This window comes from Paenibacillus camerounensis, from assembly GCF_000723885.1.
GTDB lineage: Bacteria > Bacillota > Bacilli > Paenibacillales > Paenibacillaceae > Paenibacillus_AQ > Paenibacillus_AQ camerounensis.
Map to the genome: position 1 here is coordinate 45,555 of NZ_CCDG010000052.1, position 19,422 is coordinate 64,976.

16 protein-coding genes and 1 pseudogene are annotated in these 19,422 nt (G+C 54.2%); 13 read left to right on the forward strand and 4 right to left on the reverse strand.

From position 1 onward, the window contains the following. Window positions 1–578: 578 nt before the first annotated feature. Window positions 579–1,187: a superoxide dismutase gene (locus BN3772_RS19250; protein WP_042172609.1), complete on the reverse strand. Its 609-nt coding sequence runs from the start codon at window positions 1,185–1,187 to the stop codon at window positions 579–581. A gap of 595 nt (window positions 1,188–1,782) precedes the next feature. Here BN3772_RS19250 and BN3772_RS19260 point away from each other — a divergent pair. From BN3772_RS19260 to folE, 5 genes and pseudogenes are all read left to right on the forward strand, one after another. Beyond that, entirely contained in the window at window positions 1,783–2,202 is a 420-nt protein-coding gene (locus tag BN3772_RS19260) for a GNAT family N-acetyltransferase (RefSeq protein WP_042172613.1), read from the forward strand. 200 nt (window positions 2,203–2,402) lie between these two features. Continuing rightward, entirely contained in the window at window positions 2,403–3,020 is a 618-nt protein-coding gene (lepB, locus tag BN3772_RS19265) for a signal peptidase I (protein WP_086074657.1), read from the forward strand. 68 nt (window positions 3,021–3,088) lie between these two features. Continuing rightward, a pseudogene (queG, locus tag BN3772_RS19270) lies at window positions 3,089–4,838 on the forward strand (tRNA epoxyqueuosine(34) reductase QueG). A gap of 102 nt (window positions 4,839–4,940) precedes the next feature. Next, window positions 4,941–5,198 (forward strand): YneF family protein, encoded by a 258-nt coding sequence (locus BN3772_RS19275; RefSeq protein WP_042172618.1) that lies wholly within the window; start codon window positions 4,941–4,943, stop codon window positions 5,196–5,198. A gap of 52 nt (window positions 5,199–5,250) precedes the next feature. Next, window positions 5,251–5,844 carry a GTP cyclohydrolase I FolE gene (folE, locus tag BN3772_RS19280; RefSeq protein ID WP_039869558.1) on the forward strand — a complete coding sequence of 198 codons (594 nt, stop codon included), beginning with the start codon at window positions 5,251–5,253 and terminating at the stop codon, window positions 5,842–5,844. A gap of 117 nt (window positions 5,845–5,961) precedes the next feature. Here the strand turns inward: folE and BN3772_RS19285 are convergent, their stop codons facing one another. Both BN3772_RS19285 and BN3772_RS19290 read right to left on the reverse strand, forming a co-directional pair. Then, window positions 5,962–7,146: a Fe-Mn family superoxide dismutase gene (locus BN3772_RS19285; protein ID WP_042201478.1), complete on the reverse strand. Its 1,185-nt coding sequence runs from the start codon at window positions 7,144–7,146 to the stop codon at window positions 5,962–5,964. A 206-nt stretch (window positions 7,147–7,352) separates the two neighbouring features. Further along, window positions 7,353–8,393, reverse strand: coding sequence for an alpha/beta hydrolase (locus BN3772_RS19290; protein WP_042201480.1), 1,041 nt, complete (start codon window positions 8,391–8,393; stop codon window positions 7,353–7,355). Between the two features lie 226 nt (window positions 8,394–8,619). On the opposite strand from BN3772_RS19290, the gene BN3772_RS19295 reads away from it, so the two are divergent. Next, entirely contained in the window at window positions 8,620–9,363 is a 744-nt protein-coding gene (locus BN3772_RS19295) for an IclR family transcriptional regulator (protein WP_042201481.1), read from the forward strand. Window positions 9,364–9,632: 269 nt separating this feature from the next. After that, a complete protein-coding gene (locus tag BN3772_RS31580; RefSeq protein WP_052380593.1) occupies window positions 9,633–11,402 on the forward strand; it encodes a helix-turn-helix transcriptional regulator in 1,770 nt (589 codons plus the stop codon). A 96-nt stretch (window positions 11,403–11,498) separates the two neighbouring features. Here BN3772_RS31580 and acnA read toward each other — a convergent pair whose 3' ends face one another. Further along, on the reverse strand, window positions 11,499–14,243 hold the full coding sequence (acnA, locus tag BN3772_RS19305; protein WP_042201483.1) for an aconitate hydratase AcnA: 2,745 nt from the start codon (window positions 14,241–14,243) through the stop codon (window positions 11,499–11,501). Between the two features lie 331 nt (window positions 14,244–14,574). On the opposite strand from acnA, the gene BN3772_RS19310 reads away from it, so the two are divergent. The 6 genes from BN3772_RS19310 (at window position 14,575) to BN3772_RS19335 (ending at window position 19,407) form a co-directional block, all read left to right on the forward strand. Beyond that, a complete protein-coding gene (locus BN3772_RS19310; RefSeq protein ID WP_042201485.1) occupies window positions 14,575–15,603 on the forward strand; it encodes an amidase domain-containing protein in 1,029 nt (342 codons plus the stop codon). Between the two features lie 19 nt (window positions 15,604–15,622). Continuing rightward, window positions 15,623–16,717, forward strand: a complete 1,095-nt coding sequence (locus BN3772_RS19315) for a D-alanine--D-alanine ligase (protein WP_042201486.1) — start codon at window positions 15,623–15,625, stop codon at window positions 16,715–16,717. A 53-nt stretch (window positions 16,718–16,770) separates the two neighbouring features. Further along, on the forward strand, window positions 16,771–17,088 hold the full coding sequence (locus tag BN3772_RS19320) for a hypothetical protein (RefSeq protein WP_039869572.1): 318 nt from the start codon (window positions 16,771–16,773) through the stop codon (window positions 17,086–17,088). After that, the gene (gene uvsE, locus BN3772_RS19325; protein WP_042201488.1) at window positions 17,085–18,092 is read left to right on the forward strand and encodes a UV DNA damage repair endonuclease UvsE; all 1,008 of its coding nucleotides are present in this window, start codon (window positions 17,085–17,087) and stop codon (window positions 18,090–18,092) included. Before BN3772_RS19320 ends, uvsE begins: the two co-directional genes overlap by 4 nt. Window positions 18,093–18,216: 124 nt before the next feature. After that, window positions 18,217–19,101, forward strand: a complete 885-nt coding sequence (locus BN3772_RS19330; RefSeq protein ID WP_052380594.1) for an inositol monophosphatase family protein — start codon at window positions 18,217–18,219, stop codon at window positions 19,099–19,101. A 15-nt stretch (window positions 19,102–19,116) separates the two neighbouring features. After that, window positions 19,117–19,407 (forward strand): hypothetical protein, encoded by a 291-nt coding sequence (locus BN3772_RS19335; RefSeq protein WP_042201490.1) that lies wholly within the window; start codon window positions 19,117–19,119, stop codon window positions 19,405–19,407. Window positions 19,408–19,422: the final 15 nt, after the last annotated feature.

The following is a 19,422-nucleotide window of genomic DNA, read 5'->3' on the forward strand; positions in this document are numbered from 1 at the left end:
TTCATGCGGAATTAGGGAGGCGGGCTGCAGCCTGGCTAATGCACCTCAGCAGCTGCACTCTCTACACTTGAAACCTGCGTATCTCAGCCTTTGAACCGTATAGCTGCACTCTCTACACTTAAAACTTGCGTATCTCTGCTTTTTCACCATATAGCTGCAGTTTGTACAGCTAAATCAGCCTGAAACAGCTGAAAATCAGCAATGTCCGTTTTTTAATTGCACAGAGTGCAGCTAAGCGGCAGATATGGCTAAAAACGGGGGTTTTAGTTGCACAATCTACACTTATAGCAAAGTGTACGCAATCAGCCCCCGTCCGGCCACGTTCAGAGTACGCAACCAGCCCCCGTCCGGCCACGTTCAGAGTACGCAATCAGCCCCCGTCCGGCCACGTCCAGAGCCCGCAACCAGCCTCCGATCCGGCCACGTTCAGAGTACGCAATCAGCCCCCGTCCGGCCACGTCCAGCCCCGATCCAGCCCTATCCAGAGCTCCCGCCCAGTCCGCAACACACAAAAAACGGACACCGCCCGGGGGGCGGTATCCGTTATGTTCACCCTGTCCGCTTAGGCGGCAGGAGTCTTATTTTGCGCTTTCGTAGCGTTTGCCGACTTCTTCCCAGTTCACTACGTTCCAGAACGCTTTGATGTAATCAGGGCGTTTGTTCTGGTAGTTCAGGTAGTAAGCATGCTCCCATACATCCAGGCCAAGGATTGGTGTAGCGCCTTCGCTGATTGGATTGTCCTGGTTAGGTGTGCTTGTTACAGCCAGCTTGCCGTCTTTAACAACGAGCCAAGCCCAGCCGCTGCCGAAACGGGTAGTTGCCGCCGCAGCGAAATCTTCTTTGAACTTGTCCAAGCCGCCGAGCTCGCTGTCGATAGCTGCCGCAAGTGCGCCAGCCGGAGCGCCGCCGCCGTTAGGTCCGATAACTTCCCAGAACAGCGTGTGGTTAGCATGGCCGCCGCCGTTGTTGCGGACAGCAGTGCGGATGGCTTCAGGTACTGCGTTCAGGTCAGTGAGCAGCTCTTCGATGCTCTTGTCCTGCAGTTCAGGCGCCTTTTCCAGAGCAGCGTTCAGGTTCGTCACATACGTGTTGTGGTGTCTGTCATGGTGAATTTCCATCGTCAAAGCGTCGATGTGTGGTTCAAGTGCGTTGTTCGGGTAAGGAAGTGCCGGTAATTGAAATGCCATGGAAAAATCCCTCCTGAGTTTATGAGAATTTGTATAGATAAAGAATTTTGGCGGTCTTGACGTCAAAACCCCTTATTTCCAATGTGCCCTATAGGGTATGTAACCAATAAGATACTATTATTAAACCGTATCTGGAACAAGAATGCAACATTAAACAAACATTTATGTTTAGAAAGTGTGAGGCCCGATTAACTTACCGGCTATGTTAAGGCTATGTTAAAAGTTTAGAATCTCCCGGAAAAGAATGTTTATGCGCTTAGAATTACCTTAAACATGCAAATGTGTAAAGTTGTTCAATGAAAGCGTTTGATATAAAGCGCTTTCCAAAGAAAAATGGTGATATCGCCAGAAAAGTGTGCTTTAATAGAGTTAAAAGCAGGTATTCCTCGGTTTTTGAACATTGAAGATGCTATCAGCCGTTTACATACGGTTAATACTTCTTTGACCACGAGAAAAGCTTCCAATGTCAAGATGGATTCGGCGACTTCTTCGAGATAGCATCCATTCGTTTTTCCATGCTTTTTTTCTTTGTCTACTGTTGCGGGAACTCCTTCTTTTTGTAAAATCCAAGCCATAGAAAAGGGAGATTTAAAGAATGCACGTTCGTTCCTTTCAATTAAGCGACGTTACCCCTGTGACTGAATTGCTGCAGAACGCATTATCGGAAGAATGTTTTGAGAGCACGATGGAGCCTTTCTCCAGGCAGCTTTCCTGGGATTCCGATCTCATTGTAGTTGCTGAAGAAGATGGTGAGATTGTCGGTGCACTGATCGGTACGATTGAAAAGAATCACGGCTGTTATTTCCGTATTGCCATTCATCCTGAATACCGCCGCAGAGGAATCGGCAGAAGTCTGGTATCGGCGATGGAGAACAGATTCCAGGCCCGTAAGGTTAGCGGCATCTTTGTGGCCGTTGATGAGCATAACTCGTTTGCTTTGCCGCTGTATGAAGCGATGGGCTATAACGAGAATCAGATTTTCAAATCCGTACGTAAGCTTAGCATTGTCGGTTAAGGATTATTTCTTCCGATATACGTAAGCGGAAACATTTACTAGAATAGAGAACTATGACGATTTGCATAGTCTGTTTCATTATACTAAAGCATATCTCCCCCGTTGTCGTTGCAAATGGCCGGGAGATATGCTTTTCTATTGTTATGGGCCAAAGCACAAGCGGCGTCGCCTGAATAATTATCAGAGCAAGAAGGTGGCATATGAACGGTGTACCGGAAAAGGCATTCATGCGCAGCCGCAAACAAAGATACCGCTCGGTTACCCATAACGGCTCCAGAAGAGGGCCGGCACATCAATGGGCGCGGGAATTGCGGGACTGGATGCTCACTGCTGCAATTGTATTTGTAATCATGTCGCTGCTTAATCTGTTTGTGTTCAATGTCTCAACCGTAATCGGACAGTCTATGCAGCCTACGCTGTATGAGGGTGAGAAGCTGATTATCAACAAAATAACCTTAAGCTTTGCTGACCCGGGGCGGGGGGATGTTGTTGTGCTGCATGATCCGAGTCTGGGACCGGACCGCAAGGAATATCTGGTTAAACGCGTAATCGGCGTACCGGGTGATGTAATAGAAGTGAAAGAGCATCAGCTTTATGTCAACGGCGTACTGGCTGATGAGCCTTATGTAGATACAGCTGTGCAGGATTCGGATTTTGAGGCATTGACGGTTGAAGCCGGAACCTACTTTGTGATGGGAGATAACCGCCATGCCGGCGCGAGCAAGGACAGCCGTTATTTCGGGGCTGTGCCGCAGTCCTTCATCGTCGGAAAGGCCATGTATATCTGGTGGCCTCTGTCCAAACTTAATGCTCTGTAAGCGGCGGATCCGGTAAGAATGAAGTTTTATATATGTGAGCAAATAAAGAGCAGAAGGAGAAGGCGGAAATGAATATCAAGGCCCAATCTGCGTATGCCCCGCCGGCTTCCAGGTGGGAGCAGCTGAAGGCTGACATTAAAGAGGCTGCCCCGCAGCTAGGTATTGATGATGTCGGGTTCACTACGGCTGAGCCCTTTTTATATTTGAAGAACATTCTTCAGGATCACCGGGATAAAGGCTATGAGTCCGGCTTTGAGGAGCAGGATCTGGATAAGCGTACGGTACCGGCGCTGAAGAACGGTACGGCTATGTCCATTATTGCCATATCTGTAGCGTATCCCTCCAAAATGGTGAATCCGCCAAAATCGGAGCCGGGGGAGCGCAGGGGCATTCTTGCCCGGGCCTCCTGGGGACGTGACTATCATCTGGTCCTCCGTGAAGCGCTGGCTAAGCTTGAAGCCTTTATTCTTGAACGCGTACCGGACGCGTTGCTTGAGAGTATGGTCGATACCGGTGTTCTGGTAGACCGTGCGGTGGCGGAGCGGGCCGGCATCGGCTTCAGCGGCAAAAACTGTGCGATCATCTCACCGGAATGGGGGTCATGGATCTACCTCGGAGAGATGGTGACGAATATTCCGTTTCCTCCCGATAAGCCGGTTGAGGACGGCTGCGGAGACTGCACGAAGTGTATTGATGCCTGTCCTACAGGAGCACTCGTCGGTCCGGGCCAGCTGAATGCGCAGGCCTGTATTTCTTTCCTTACACAGACCAAGGGCTTCCTGAGTGAGGAATATATGACGAAGATCGGGAACCGGCTGTACGGCTGCGATACCTGCCAGATTGTCTGCCCTAAGAACCGGGGCAAGAACTGGAACCACCGGCCGGAGCTGCAGCCTGATCCGGAGGTGGTCAAGCCGCTGCTGCTGCCGATTCTTGACTTAAGCAACCGTGAGTTCAAGGAGAGATTCGGCATGAGCTCGGCGGCCTGGCGCGGCAAGAAGCCGATTCAGCGTAATGCGGTTATTGCGCTGGGCAATTTCAAGGAGGCCGCTGCAGTACCGAAGCTGACGGAGATCGTCCTTAAGGAGACCCGTCCGGAGATGCGCGGTACGGCAGCCTGGGCCCTGGGCAAAATCGGCGGCGCTGAGGCGCTGGCGGCTGTAGAGCAGGCACTTCAGCGTGAAGAAGATGGCGTGGTGCGGGAAATGCTGGACCGGGCACACAGCAGACTGCTGAAGCAGGGGGATGCAGGCAATGAATAAGCATGGTGCAGAAGCAGAAGCGGTATACTACAGCGCGATGGAATCGCTGATCGGCCCATTGACTCTGTGTGCAACAGAACAGGGGTTGTGCCTGATTGAATTCGGCCCGTTTGAAGAGACGCGCGGGCAAGCGGAGAAATGGCTCGCTGCACAGCTTGGCCGCGTGGAGCTGCTGCCGGGGGATGAGCAGCTTGCCGGGGTGAGACTTCAGCTTGCGGAGTATTTTGAAGGGCGCCGCCGGGACTTCGACCTGCCGCTTGATATGCGCGGAACCCCGTTCCAGCTGCAGGTATGGGCAGCGCTGCGCAACATCCCTTACGGCGCCTCTGCTTCCTACAAGGAAATCGCGCAGGCAGTAGGGAATGTAAAGGCAGTCCGGGCAGTCGGCGGTGCGAACAACCGCAATCCGGTTCCTGTGATTGTTCCCTGCCACCGTGTCATTGGTGCAGCCGGTGCGCTTGTGGGCTATGCCGGAGGACTGGGGATCAAGAGCCGTCTGCTGGAGCTGGAGGCAGGGGAATCAGCCCGGGATGGAGCCGGAATTTATCTCTTTTAATTTAAGGGATTTACCAATTGCTGTGCAGATGTTGAAATGCTATGATAGAATCGCGTGCCCTTGGCGGGCATGCAGACAATTGAGCACAAAGGTGGACTTAAGATGGATATTGCATTACCTATTATTACGCTTGTCGTAGGTCTGATTGGCGGATTTGCTATTGGTGTATTCTATCTGCGCAGACAAATGTCAACGATGCAGAATGATCCTGAAATGCTTCAGAAAGTGGCTAAGCAAATGGGCTACAACCTTAACGGCAAACAAATGCAGCGTGCCCAGCAGATGCTGAAGAATAACGGCGGACAGCCGGGACGGCCTGCTCCAGCAGCCAGACAGAAACCGGGCCGCAAAGGCAGATAATAGGTTCTCGTTATAAATAATTATAGATACGGGGACGAAAGGGGGAGGCTTCATGGGGGGCATCAAGGAATATGTGAACGGTAAGGTATCTGTGAACCGTGAGCAGATTGAGTACCACGTTGCGAAAATATTGGAGTTAATCGGTGAAGACACCGGCCGTGAAGGGCTGCTGGAAACGCCGGCCCGCGTCACGCGGATGTACGAGGAGATCTTTGGCGGTTATTCAATAGATCCCCGCGAGGCGCTCGGCGTTACATTTGATGAGTCTCATGAAGAGCTGGTTATTGTAAAAGATATCGTCTATTACAGCCAGTGTGAGCATCACATGGCCCCTTTCTTCGGCAAGGTGCATATCGGCTACGTGCCGAGCGGGCGGATTGCCGGGCTTAGCAAGCTTGCCAGACTGGTGGAGGCAGTGAGCCGGCGCCTGCAGGTACAGGAGCGTATCACAGCACAAATTGCTGATATTATGGCAGAGGTGCTGAGTCCGCACGGCGTGATGGTTGTGGTAGAGGGAGAGCATCTGTGCATGTGCGCCCGCGGGGTGAAGAAGCCCGGCAGCAAGACGGTGACCATGGCGACCAGAGGCAGCTTCCGTGAAGATGCTGCGGCCCGCGCAGAATTCCTGGCCTTAATCAAAGAATAGAACGGAGCAGGCTGTAAGCCTCTCCGAATATATGCAAATCCCGTCCAGCCCTCCGGTGATGGACGGGATTTTTTTAGTTCTGACGTGCGGCAGGAGCGGCCTGCTGGGCTTTCCTGCTTAAAAAGGCTGCCACATCAGCTTGCGTGCGGCGGCGTAACGCTCGGAGACATACGGCCAGTTGACCACCTTCCACCAGTCTTTAATGTAATCGGCCCGGTTATTCTGGTGTTTAAGGTAATAGGCGTGCTCCCAGACGTCCAGCACCAGCAGCGGGACGACGTCCCACTGTGACAGATTCTGATGCTTCTCGGCAGTCAGGATCTCCAGCCTGCGGCTGCGCGGGCTCCAGACCAGGAGGGCCCAGCCGCCGCCTTCAACCCTGTTGGCCGCCTCAGTGAACTGGTTCTTGAAGGCGTCGTAGCTGCCGAAGCTGCGTTCGATGGCATCCAGCAGGGCCCCTGTCGGGCGTCCCCCGCCCTGCGGAGACATGACATTCCAGAAGATCGTATGCAGGTAATGGCCTGCCCCGTTAAAGGCAAGCTCCCGCTCCCAGTGCTTAACCAGATCGAAATCACCGCTCTTGCGGGCCTCAGCCAGCTTGAGCTCCGCCTTGTTCAGCCCGTCTACATAGCTCTGGTGGTGTTTGTCATGGTGAATGACCATTGTCTTCTCGTCAATGTAAGGCTCCAGCGCATTATAGGGATAGGGAAGGGGCGGAAGGGTATGGCCGCCGATTGGGACCGAGCCCGGCTCACGCAGCTCCGGCAAGGAGGCTCCGAGGGCCTCCAGTCCGGGAACCTCCCGGGCCTCAGGCCAGAATACCGGCTCTTGCTGCCCGGGCTGGTCTATAGCCGCTTCCCGCATCATTCCAGTGATTTGTCCCGGAGCGCTCAGCGTTCCCAGTACAGCAAGGTAATACTCCGATTCGCGGATAATATGCAGAATCACTACGCCGGCCAAAGGCTGGCCCTTGACGGCCGGGCTGGTCTCCCGCAGAGCGTACAGCTGGCGGATGAGTTCACGGGACTGTCCGCATGCGGTATGAACAAGCTGTCCGGTATCGTCAGCAAGCCCGGCGTGTCCGCCCGGGACAGGAACGAGTGAGACTTCGAGCAGTCTCCGCGCACTCTGCTCTGCGGCGACCAAAACAACAGCCCATTCTTCCAGCAGTTTAAGATAGGGCTCCTCCAGAGCGGGAACAATTCCTTTGATAACCCCGGTATGCTCCTTCTCCTGGGTTTTCCAGACAATAATCTCCTCAAGAATACGCACAGGCAGCAGCGGCCCGTATATATACAGCATGGCTGGAAGACCTCCTGTCTTTAGCTCAATAACGGTTCATTATATGAACCGTGAAATGAGAATATGAGAAGGATTCCAAGATCAGGCGAGGATTCTTTGTCAGCACCGCAGGGTGCTCTTTCCGGAAAAATAGGCAGCCTGACGACCCAAAAAGCGTGCAGGCCGGTATAATAACGGCGCTGCACGCTTTCTTAAGTGCTGGTTGTTTATTTGCTTGCAGCCCTGATTCCGCTGCCCTCCTGCAACTCTGCCAGCTGCACATTCCCGAGGAAAGCGGAGACACGGCGCAGATATTCACGGGGATGCTCGCGGAACAGCAGCTCATGATGGCTGTCCTCTATAATCCATGAATCGGAATAGGGATTGCTCTGATTGGCTGCCAGCTCCTCGGCAATCGGATAGGGCGCCTTATCATCCTTCGTGCCGTGCATGAACAGGATCGGGAACGGATAATCCTCCTTTTTGACTTGGCTGTAAGGAATCTGATTCAGTCCCGTACCGTTCAGCACCGGGAACAGCAGCTCCATGATTTCCAGGGAGGGCTGGCGGGGCAGGTCAATATTCTGCTTGATATTATGATAAAGCGTATCCGGCTCCAGCAGGAACGTGCTGTCCAGAATCATGGCATCGACGTCTTCTGTGACAAGCCCGGCCTGAAGCGCAGTGCCTGCGCCCATGGAGAAGCCCCAGACTACAATCTCACGGGCACCCCGTTCTTTGGCGAAATTAATCGCACCGAGCAGCTGCTGGGACTCTTTTTTGCCGCCGGTAGCTATATCCTTGTTAACCTGGGCGGCAAAGCCGTAATCGAACATGACGACATTAAAGTTCAGGCTGTGCGCGTAATGGACCAGATCATACATGGGAACCCAGGTTTCCTCGCGGTTCGCGCCGTAGCCATGGCTGAACACGATTGTCTTGGTGGAGCCTTCAGACGGAATGTACCAGCCCTGCATCGTGCGGCTGCCGTCGAGCGCCGGGAAGTTCACATCCTCATATTCCAGCCCCTTGGCAATCATGGGTGTGGAATAGAGCGGGGCTACTGTCGGGTTAGACAGCACCCAGGCGATATAGGCATGAAGTGCAATAAAACAGAAGACAAAAAAGAAAAAGACCGATAACAGCAGTGCTACAACAATATGCTTGAAACGGATCATCCGCAGAGAAATCTGATGTGCTGCATCCGGCTTTTGCTTATCAGGCTTGTGTGAGACCGGCGGGCCGGTACGGAGAGTTGCCAGATCCATAATGTCCACTCCTAAAATAATAATTCATATATTTAATCGTAGGTTCCAGGCCATGCAAAGTCAATGAATTCGCCGCTTTTGTAATGTAAATGTAAACTGCGACCCAGGCTTTTCCGGTAGCTTTATTATGCTGGACTTTCTCCGGACTTTTGCTCTAAGATAGAGTTGACTATGTAGAATAATGTAACCGGGTTTCATTTAATGAAACAGGTAAGGGGAGAATAATGTGGAGGACCGGAAGCTGACTGTTCGCGCTGTAGAAAGGGCGCTGGATATATTACTGTGCTTTACCCAGGAGAGCGATTTGAGCCTTACAGAGATTGCTGGGAAAATCAGTCTGCACAAAAGCACAGTGCACCGCCTGCTGACGACGCTTGAGGAAAAAGGATTTCTGCTTCGCAATGAAGGGACGGATAAATACCGGCTTGGCATCCGGATCTGGGAGCTGTCCACCCACCTGCCGACCCTTGATGAGCCCGCGGTGCTGCTGCTTCCGGCAATGGAACGGCTGCGTGACCGGCTTGGAGAGACCGTCAGCCTGTACCTGCGTGATGATCTGGAGCGTGTACGGATTCAGGCCGTCCAGAGTCATCAGGCTATCCGGCGTGTAGCGCAGATCGGAGCCCGTCTGCCGCTGTCTGTAGGTGCTTCCAGCAAGGTGCTGGCTGCCTATGCGCCATCTGAGATTCAGGTGCGGCTGCTGGCTGATCCCTCCTGGCCGGAGAGCGTCGACCGCAGCCTTTATCTGGAGCAGCTGAGAGAGATTACACGCCGCGGATACGCGACCAGCTTCGAGGAGCGCGAGCCGGGAGCAGCTGCGGTAGCTGTTCCGATTGTCGGGCGCACCGGCAAGGTTGCAGCGGCGCTGTCCCTTTCAGGCCCCGTCAGCAGGCTGTCACAGGAGACGCTGCAGCAGTATGCTGTCATTCTTGCAGAAAATGCCGCTGAGATGGGTCTTATGATTGGATAACTGTTAATTATTTTTCAGGGCCGGAATTTCCGTTATGGAAGCGTTTAATTAGGGTATATAAAAAGTAAACGTCAGACAAAACCGGAGTGATATGCCAATTAGGAATAATATCTATCCGATTTAGCACTGGCGTTCTTTTTTTTATACTTGATGAAAAATTGTATCTGCGCCCAAAATGAACTATGATAAAAAGCTATATATAGGAAAGCAGGAAATGGCGATTTGCGCATGTATATGTTCTTTGCTAATTCCGGGCATGGGGTGATTCTATGATTGCGGCAGTACCAGACACGTTAATGGAAGAGATTCAGCAGCTGCAGGATACGTTCGGCGCTGCTGCGGATCAGGCTATCGTGCTGACCGACAAGGACGGTTGCTTCATTACTTCACCGGCAACTCCCGGCACGCTTTTCAAGGAGATGCTGGATTCGCTGCAAGACACTTCCCGCGGCTGTGAACGGCTGCTGCACCGGCTGGGGGACTCACAAGATCCTGCCGTGATGGAATGGGTTCCCGGATTAAAGTATGCTGTTACTCCGCTGGCTGCAGGGTACGGCCGGGTCTATTATTTATGGTCTGGGCTCTATATGGTGCAGGGGACCAAGGAGCAGGTGCTGGCTGTGTTCGAAGCAAGGATGCAGAATCACCCTGCCTACGGCCGGCTGATATCCAGTCTCCGTGCTATGCCGGAAATTAGCGGGGAGCGGATAACGGAAATCGGGAAAAGCATTTCGGTGCTTGCCCGCATCATATGTAAGCTGCTGGCCGGATGGGTGCCGAAACCGCAGAAAGATCGGAACGGCCGACCTTTTAACGGTGTCCCGGAGCAGCTGGGCATGGAAGGGGTACTGCGCCTTAAGGAAGCGGCTGAGGATCTCCAGCGTGCCGGATCGCTAGAGGAGCTTGGGAAGCAGCTGCTGGATGTGGTGACGGGTCAGCCCTTCCCTCAGTCTCAGGTGCTGGTGCTGTTCCAGAACGGGGATCATGCCGCCCATACATACTACGCAAGAGGCTGGACGCCGGAATCCGGCGATTATTACGTAAGGGATCTGGAATCCCGCTATTCCCCGCAGTCTTTTCTGTCCTCTGCAATTATTCATGAAGCAGCGGGGGGACTTATTCTGCTGGAATGCCCGCTGCTGGCCGGTAATGAATTTAGAGGGATTCTCTCTGTCGGTTTCAGGCAGCTGAGGGAAGCCGAGCAATGGATAATCCAGCTGGAGACGGTAGCGGGACTGGCCGGGTGGGCCATCCGTCTGATTGAAAAGGACAGCAGATACTGGAAGCAGTCCGGGGTATTCCTGGCGAGCTTACGGGAATATTTGCAGAATAACAATATCCCGCTCCAGTATTTGTCACTGGATGCTTCAGAGCTGGCCCGTGATTTTGCCCGCTATCAGGAGCGCCCGGAGGCTGAAGCGGAGCTGGTGAGCCGCGCTTGTCTGCTTGCTCCGTTCCGCAGTGATCTTCTTGGCGAATACGGATTTTTTGCAAAGGAGCTTGAACTGCTGAAACAGGTGGACAGGCTGCGCTTACCCGAATGTTCACAGGAACGGGCAGTCCTGCCGCCGGCAGTCCAGCTTCTGGCTCTTGTCCTGCACCATATGAGCGGACAGGCAGAACGCAAGCATCCAGGCGGACCGCCGCTGAAATGGATCGACTATTCCCGCTTCAGTCCGGAGCCTGACATGACAACTGCGGTTGAAGATGAGCCGCGCACATCGTTTGAGCGCTTTCTGCAGAGCCGTGCCTATTCCAGGCCTAAGAAGCGGGCGGTTACAGGATCAAGGCTGCTGGACAGTGCTGCGCTGACACTTCCGAAAGAGGAATGGGGCATCTCACCGCGCGAGGAAGAGGTGCTGGAGCTGATTGTGCACGGCAAGACGAACAAAGAGATTGCCGGCGCCTTGTTTATCAGTGAGCATACCGTCAAAAACCATCTAAGCCGTATTTTCAATAAAATGAATGTGACCGACCGCTCACAGATTATTGCACTCATCTATAAAGTGATCCTGAATTCGGAGCGGATTGAGATCTAGCAGGTCCGATAAATAAACAGCCCCCGCTGCATCCTCAGAATGCAGCGGGGGCTGTTTAAATCTAATCCGGTCGGGAGGCCGGATTATTTAAGATGTCTATTCAACAGGCAGAGCTGTTTCTGAAGCGGTAGCGTCAGCCAGCATCTGGCGGAGTACCGTTTGCAGAATACCCCCATTGCGGTAGTAGTCAATATCCACTGTACTGTCCAGCCGCGCGATGACCGGGAACTCGAACTGTGTACCGTCTTCGCGGGTAGCTGTAACCGTCAGCTCCTGACCCGGGAGCACATAGTTGTCTAGACCGGTAATATTGAAGGTCTCGCGTCCGGTCAGCCCCATGCTGCTCCAGCCGTGGCCTTCCTGGAACTGCAGCGGCAGTACGCCCATGCCGACCAGGTTGCTGCGGTGAATCCGCTCGAAGCTCTCGGCGATAACCGCCTTGACACCCAGCAGCAATGTGCCTTTGGCTGCCCAGTCACGCGAGCTGCCTGTGCCGTATTCCTTGCCGGCAATGACGACCAGATTCTGGCCGGCCGACTGGTACAGCATGGAAGCGTCGTAGATGGACATGACTTCTTCGCTTGGCAGGAAGGTGGTCACGCCGCCCTCTGTTCCCGGAGCAACTGCATTACGGATCCGGATGTTGGCGAATGTGCCGCGCATCATCACTTCATGATTCCCGCGGCGTGAGCCGTAGGAGTTGAAGTCAGCGCGTTCCACACCGTGGCTGCGCAGATATTCTCCGGCAGGTCCGGAGGTGGAGATGTTACCCGCCGGCGAGATGTGGTCTGTTGTGACGGAATCGCCCAGCAGAGCCAGCACGCGTGCATTGGTAACGTCCTTAATATCGCCGATGCCGTCAGCAAGGTTCTCGAAGAACGGCGGATTCTGGATGTAGGTGGAGTTGTCATCCCACTCATACAGCTCGCCTTCAGGTACAGGAATAGCATTCCAGCGTTCATTGGCGGTGAACACATTCTCATATTTGCGGCGGAACATTTCCGGACTTAGTGAGACTCCGATGGCTTCGCGGATCTCGGCAGATGTCGGCCAGATATCCTTCAGGAACACAGGCTCTCCCTGCGGGTCGTAGCCGAGCGGTTCTGTCTGCAGGTCAATATTAACCGTGCCGGCCAGGGCATAAGCCACAACGAGCGGCGGTGAAGCCAGATAGTTGGCCTTGACCTGGGCATGCACGCGGCCTTCGAAGTTACGGTTACCGGATATTACAGCGGCTACCGTCATATCATTGTCAGTGATAGCCTGGCTGACTTCATCCGGCAGCGGGCCGGAGTTGCCGATGCAGGTCGCGCAGCCGTAGCCGGCCAGATAGAAGCCGAGTGCCTCAAGCGGCTTAAGCAGATCAGCCTTCTCCAGATATTCGGTGACGACGAGGGAGCCCGGAGTCAAGCTGCTTTTCACATAACCCGGTTTGGTCAGACCGCGTTCTACAGCCTTCTTCGCCAGCAGCCCCGCACCGAGCATTACGCTTGGGTTAGAGGTGTTCGTACAGCTGGTGATTGCGGCAATAACTACGGCTCCTGTACCCATCTTGCTGGTGCTTCCGTTCTTGTGCTGCACTTCTACCACTTCGGCGATCTTCTCATCGCTGAGGCCGTAGCCGCCTTTATCGACAGGTGTGCGGATGATGCCTTCAAAATTCTCCTTCATGTGTGACAGCTCGACACGGTCCTGCGGACGTTTAGGTCCGGCCAGGGATGGAACCACAGATGCCAGATCAAGCTCGATCACATCGCTGAACTGCGGATCAGGGGTGTCGGAAGTACGGAACATGCCCTGTGCCTTATAGTAATCACTGACCAGCTCTACCAGTTCATCCGGACGGCCGGTGCTGCGCAGGTAGGCCAGCGTTTCTTCGTCTACAGGGAAGAAGCCGATGGTTGCCCCGTACTCAGGCGCCATGTTAGCGACAGTAGCGCGGTCAGCCAGGCTGATGTTAGCCAGACCCGGGCCGTAGAATTCGACGAACTTGCCGACAACGCCCTTCTTGCGGAGCATCTGGGTAACTGTCAGTGCAAGGTCAGTTGCCGTAGCCCCTTCCATCAGACTGCCGGTAAGCTTGAAGCCGACAACCTCAGGTGTGACAAAATAAAGCGGCTGTCCCAGCATCCCTGCTTCTGCCTCGATCCCGCCGACACCCCAGCCGACAACGCCGAGGCCGTTGATCATGGTAGTGTGGGAGTCCGTACCGACCAGGGAATCCGGATAGACTACAGTCTCACCGTCAACAGTCTTGGTGGCAGCTACTGAAGCCAGGTACTCCAGGTTGACCTGGTGCACGATTCCGGTTGCCGGAGGAACGGCGCGGAAGTTGTTAAATGCCGTCTGCGCCCAGCGCAGGAAGCGGTAGCGCTCCTCATTGCGTTCAAATTCGACATTCATATTATATTCAAGTGCATCGGCTGTGCCGAATGCATCAACCATGACGGAATGGTCAATAACAAGATCAACCGGAACGAGCGGATTGATCTTCTTCGGATCTCCGCCGGCCTTCTTGACGGTATCGCGCATAGCCGCCAGATCGACTACCACCGGGACACCGGTGAAATCCTGCAGCACGATGCGCGCCGGAATAAACGGAATTTCCTTGTTGCGGTCAATGCCGCCGGACCATCCGGCCAGCTGCTTCACATGCTCTTCTGTGATTGCCCGTCCGTCATACTGGCGGACAGCAGCCTCCAGCAGCACTTTAATGGAAAAGGGCAGGGAGGATATGTCGCCCACACCTTGTTGTTCAAGGGAATTCAGATCATAGTAGCGGTAGAATTTGCCGCCTGATTTCAGGCTCTTGGACAGTGAAAAATGGTCCTTGCTTGGCATATATGCGCCTCCTTGTTTCATCTGATGAAACTCCATTTCAAATTTCGTATATATAAAGTATAACGGTTACATAGATGAGAGTAAAGTTTTTTTTGCTGCTTAATTCGCCCAATTTTACCTGCGCTTTCGCTTCATTTCCCCGGCTTGTACTATGTGAAATCATACACATTAGCACAGTCTGCTGATTGCCTGAAGCCTGCCGTAATAACGGAATTAGCAGCCGGTCTTCCCCTGACGATTTTACCGCCCTCTGCCTGTTTCCGTCTGTATAGCATTACCTTTCCGCACATATACATAGGACAGCAGCCAAACAGGGAAAGGCGGTTATGAGATGGAGCAGGCGTGGAAAAAAAGTCTGTTTGCTTATGTTGATCTGTTGAATAAAGGACGGGTCGCTCCGGCCTATGCACAGGGACAGGGTACAGTGAAGGACATGCGGTTTCACAAAATGCAGGGTGAGCGCTCGCGCCGTCTTGCTCAGTGGTATGAAAGCCGGAGCATAACACCGCTGCGCGGAGAGACCGGTGTGCGGACGCTGCGGACGGTGCGGCAGAACCCCGGTGAGATTATAGCAGATGTAGCCCTGCACAGTGCGCTGTATTATGAAAAGGGCGGTATCACGCACCGTGAGGATAAGATTGAAACCGAGCGGCTTACCTTTGTGCAGGCAGGAGCCGGCTGGGAGATTATTAACATCGAGCGCAGTGTCCCTGAGCGAAGCTCGAAGCGCGGGGCGGGAGAGGCGGAGCCGTCACTGCGGCTGTCCAAATGGGGTGAGGTGCTGCCTGCCCCGCAGCCGTCACAGCCGCTGCTGAACCGCAGAATTCTGCGCGGAACCGCAGGCTCAAGAGAGGTCCGTTACCGCCGTGAGGAGGCGGCAGCCTATGCTGACCGCTGGTGGAAGGACGGCAACCCGGAATTTGAGGTTTTTGACGTCGACTGCACCAATTACGTCTCCCAATGTCTCTTTGCAGGGGGAGCGCCTATCAACTATACTGGTAAAAGAGAAATGGGCTGGTGGTACAAAGGCTACAATGGAGCCCAGGAATGGTGGAGCTTCAGCTGGGCTGTGTCGGACAGTCTTGGGCGGTATCTGGGCGGCCAGCGCAGCAGCGGACTGCGTGCCGAAGCTGTAGAGCGTCCGGACCAGCTGAGTCTGGGTGATGTCATCCTGTATGACTGGGACGGCAACGGACACTATCAGCACAGCACCGTTGTTACCGCCTTTGATGCGGATGGAATGCCGCTTGTGAACGCAAGAACGGTATCAAGCCGTCACCGCTATTGGGATTATCGCGATTCCTATGCATGGACCGACAGAACGGCCTACCGTTTTTTTCATATTAATGACTACTTATAATTCAGAAAGAGGTTAGGGCATGGGGAACACGAAATGTACCGTAGGACTGGTGTACGGAGGCAAATCCGGGGAGCATGAAGTATCGCTGCAGACGGCATTTGCGGTCATGAACGCTTTTGACTACGATAAATATGAGATTATTCCGTTTTATATTTCCAAGCAGGGATTATGGAAGGTCGGAGAGACCCTTGGCGCCGCTTACAGCAGAATTGAGCAGCTGAAGCTGGATGGCCCGGCGGGCGATATGGGCATGGCGCTGAATACTGTATTCAGCGGGCTGAGCGGGGAGGGTGCAATCGTCGATGTCATGTTCCCGCTGCTCCACGGCACGAACGGGGAAGACGGTACGATTCAGGGACTGTTCGAAATGGCCAACATTCCATACATCGGGGCCGGCGTTCTGGCTTCTGCAGCAGGTATGGATAAGGTTGTGATGAAGAAGCTGTTTGGTGAAGCTGGGCTTGAGCAATGCGGGTATTGCTATTTCAGCGCAGCGGCCTGGAAGCAGAAGAGCCACGAGCTGATTGTCGGAGTGGAGGATAAGCTGGGTTACCCTGTATTCGTCAAGCCGGCCAACCTGGGTTCAAGCGTCGGTATTTCCAAAGCAGCGGATAAAGAAAGCCTAATCAAGGCTGTAGAGTTTGCCCTCCGCTATGATACGAAGGTGATCATTGAAGAATTTGTGGATGCCCGTGAGGTGGAAGTGGCTGTACTGGGAAATGAAGAGCCGGAGGCTTCGGTTCCGGGTGAAATCGTCTCTTCCGGTGAATATTATGATTATGCAGCCAAGTATATCGACGGCAAGTCGCAGATGCTGATTCCTGCGCCGCTGGACCCGGAAGTGGCAGACCGGCTGCGCGAAGCAGCGCTTCAGGCCTTCCGGGCGATCGAGGGCAGCGGCATCACGCGTGCGGACTTTTTCCTGCGCAGGTCTGACAACAAGATTCTGATTAATGAAGTCAATACCATGCCGGGCTTTACGCCATTCAGCATGTATCCGCTGCTATGGCGCGAAACCGGCGTCTCTTATCAGACGCTGCTGGACCGCATGGTTGAGCTGGCGCTGGAGCGGTACCAGTTCAGACAGGGCCTCAAGTACGACAACGAATCATAAAATCCAAAGCGTAACGGCGGATCAGATCCGGCCGGGAAGGAGAATCGTAGGCAATGGGATTTCTATCGGAATTCAATTCGGTCTGCAAGTTCAAGAACGAGCAGGAGCTATACGAGCTGCTGGAGTACGGGCGCACCAAGATGGTAAAACAGGGCTTCCGCGTCTACCCGACCGGCCAGAAGGTTATTGCATATACACCCGAGAACGTGGCAGTGGCGATAGTGAAAATTTCAGCCTCCATCGCGGAGATTAATTTTCAGGGCAATGAGGTTACCGCAGTGGAGATGGACCTGGTACGCAGGCTGAATGAGGAAGAGTCGCGTGTGCAGACTGCACTGGCCTATGAGATGTTTTTCGGGGAAGAAAAATGATTGTCCGCTTCGGTTATGTGGCCATGTCAACCGTCATCAAAGACTGCTCGCCCTCCAAGACCATGACCATGGCCAGCTTTAATAAGCTGGGCGACCGCGAGGCGGGGCTGCGGCGGCTGGAGCAGATTGCCAGGATGAATCTGCACAACACGCTGCGGCTCCTGAAGCATAATGTCGGCTCGGAGATTGAGGTATACCGGCTGACCTCCAAGCTGATTCCGCTCTCGACACATCCCGACTTGCAGGACTGGAACCCTTTTGCGGCGCTCGCCGGGGAGTTTGCCGAAGTCGGAGAATATATTAAAAAGCACGGACTCAGGGTCTCGTTTCATCCGGACCACTTCACGGTGCTGAGCACGCCCCGCCCGGAGGTGCTGGCCAGCTCCGTCCGTGACCTTCAGTATCATACGGACATGCTGGATGCCCTGGGGCTTCCGGCAACGGCCAAGAACAACATCCATATCGGCGGAGCCTATGGGGACAAGCCTGCCGCGGCGGAACGCTTCAAGGCGCATTTTGCCCAGCTGCCGGCAAGGCTGCAGGAGCGGATGACGCTGGAGAATGACGACAAGACGTTCAATGCGGCGGAGACCCTTGCCGTCTGCCGCAGTCTGGGTCTGCCGATGGTGCTGGATATTCATCACCAGTGGGTGAACAACGAAGGCGAGCTTCCTTGGGAGCTGTGGCCGGATATTCTGGATACGTGGAAAAGCAGGCTGGCGCTGGCCGATGTGGCTCCCGGAGAGGTGCTGCCGCCCAAAATCCACGTCTCCAGCCCGCGCAGCCCGTCCGATCCGCGCAGTCATGCCGACGGGGTGGAGCCGGCGCCTCTGCTCGCTTTTCTAAAGCGGATTGCAGCTGATACGCCTGCTGTTGATGTGATGATTGAAGCTAAGCATAAGGACGGTGCGCTGTTCGGCCTGATGGATGCCATGAAGGAGCTGGCGGAAGCAGGCAATGGAATTACGGTCCTGAACGGAGCCAGTATCCATGTCGAGCCATAGTTTTGACTTGATAAGTGTTTTGAAATAGGGTACGTTGAATGAAACTTAAGAAGCAGGAGTGTGCCTGCTTGGATGGCAGTGTTTCACGGGAGAGCGATCAAGTTCAAGAAAGCGGAGTGAAGAGATGAATCCTTTGAATTCTGACAAGCGGAATGAACGGGAGCCCTATGTGGTGACTAGTAAAGGTTACACGGCGGCAGCGATTAACGCTGCGGCTAAGGCGGGGGAATGGATCAAGAGCAGACAGGGACAGGTGAAGGAGCTGGGCAGCAAGACGTCGGCGCAGGATCTCGTAACTGAAGTTGATAAAGGTGTGGAGCAGATGATCCGGCGGCTGATCCTGACCCATTATCCCGACCATGCTATTCTTGGAGAAGAAGGGGTTACCCCCGGTGCGGAGGCAGTTACCGCTGCCCTGGAGGAAGGAATCAAGCATGAGCATTTATGGATTGTTGACCCGATTGACGGGACAACCAATTACGTGCACGGATTTCCATTCTACTGTGTATCTATCGCGCTTGCCATTAACGGACAGCTGGCGGTTGGAGTCATCTATGATCCGATCCGTGACGAAATGTTCGTAGCTGAAAAGGGCAAAGGCGCCTATATGCACGGGATACCGACCGCCGTATCCAAAGAGACGGACCCTGGCAGCAGCCTGATAGCCATGGGCTTTCCGCCGGACCGGACCTTCGCCCAGCCGGCGAATATGGCCGGTCTGCAGCAGGTTCTGCCGCAGATTCGCGGTGTCCGCGCCGGCGGCTCGGCTGCACTGCATCTGGCTTATGTTGCAGCAGGCCGGGTGGACGGCTACTGGGAGGTTGGCTTAAGCCCTTGGGACTGCGCTGCCGGTGTGCTGCTGGTGCTTGAATCCGGAGGCCAGGTGACAGATACGCTGGGCAATCCTTACGATGTTGGGTCCCGCCATATTGTGGCGAGTAACGGAAAGATCCACGAGTTCCTGGTATCCTCTTTGAAAGAAGCGGATGCAACGGGATTCAAGCTCTAAGGGGGCGGATGAGGCATGGAAGACCATGATTTGGAGCGTAAGCTGAGCGAAATGCTGCAGGAAGGCGAGATGGAGCAGGGCGACCGTACAGCCAAAGAGATACGGCAGATTTCGCCCAAATACGAAATCCGGATTCAGACTGCACATGACCCGATTGTAACAGAGACGCTGCGTTACCGCACAATCGCCCATGAGCTGGATGACCGCTATGATAAATATCTGAAGCGGGCCGGATTAGGCGGTCAGCAGCAGGATAAAGGCATTAAGCCGGCTGACGGACCCGTAAGCGGGCAACAAATAGAATAGAGTTTGACCACAGGA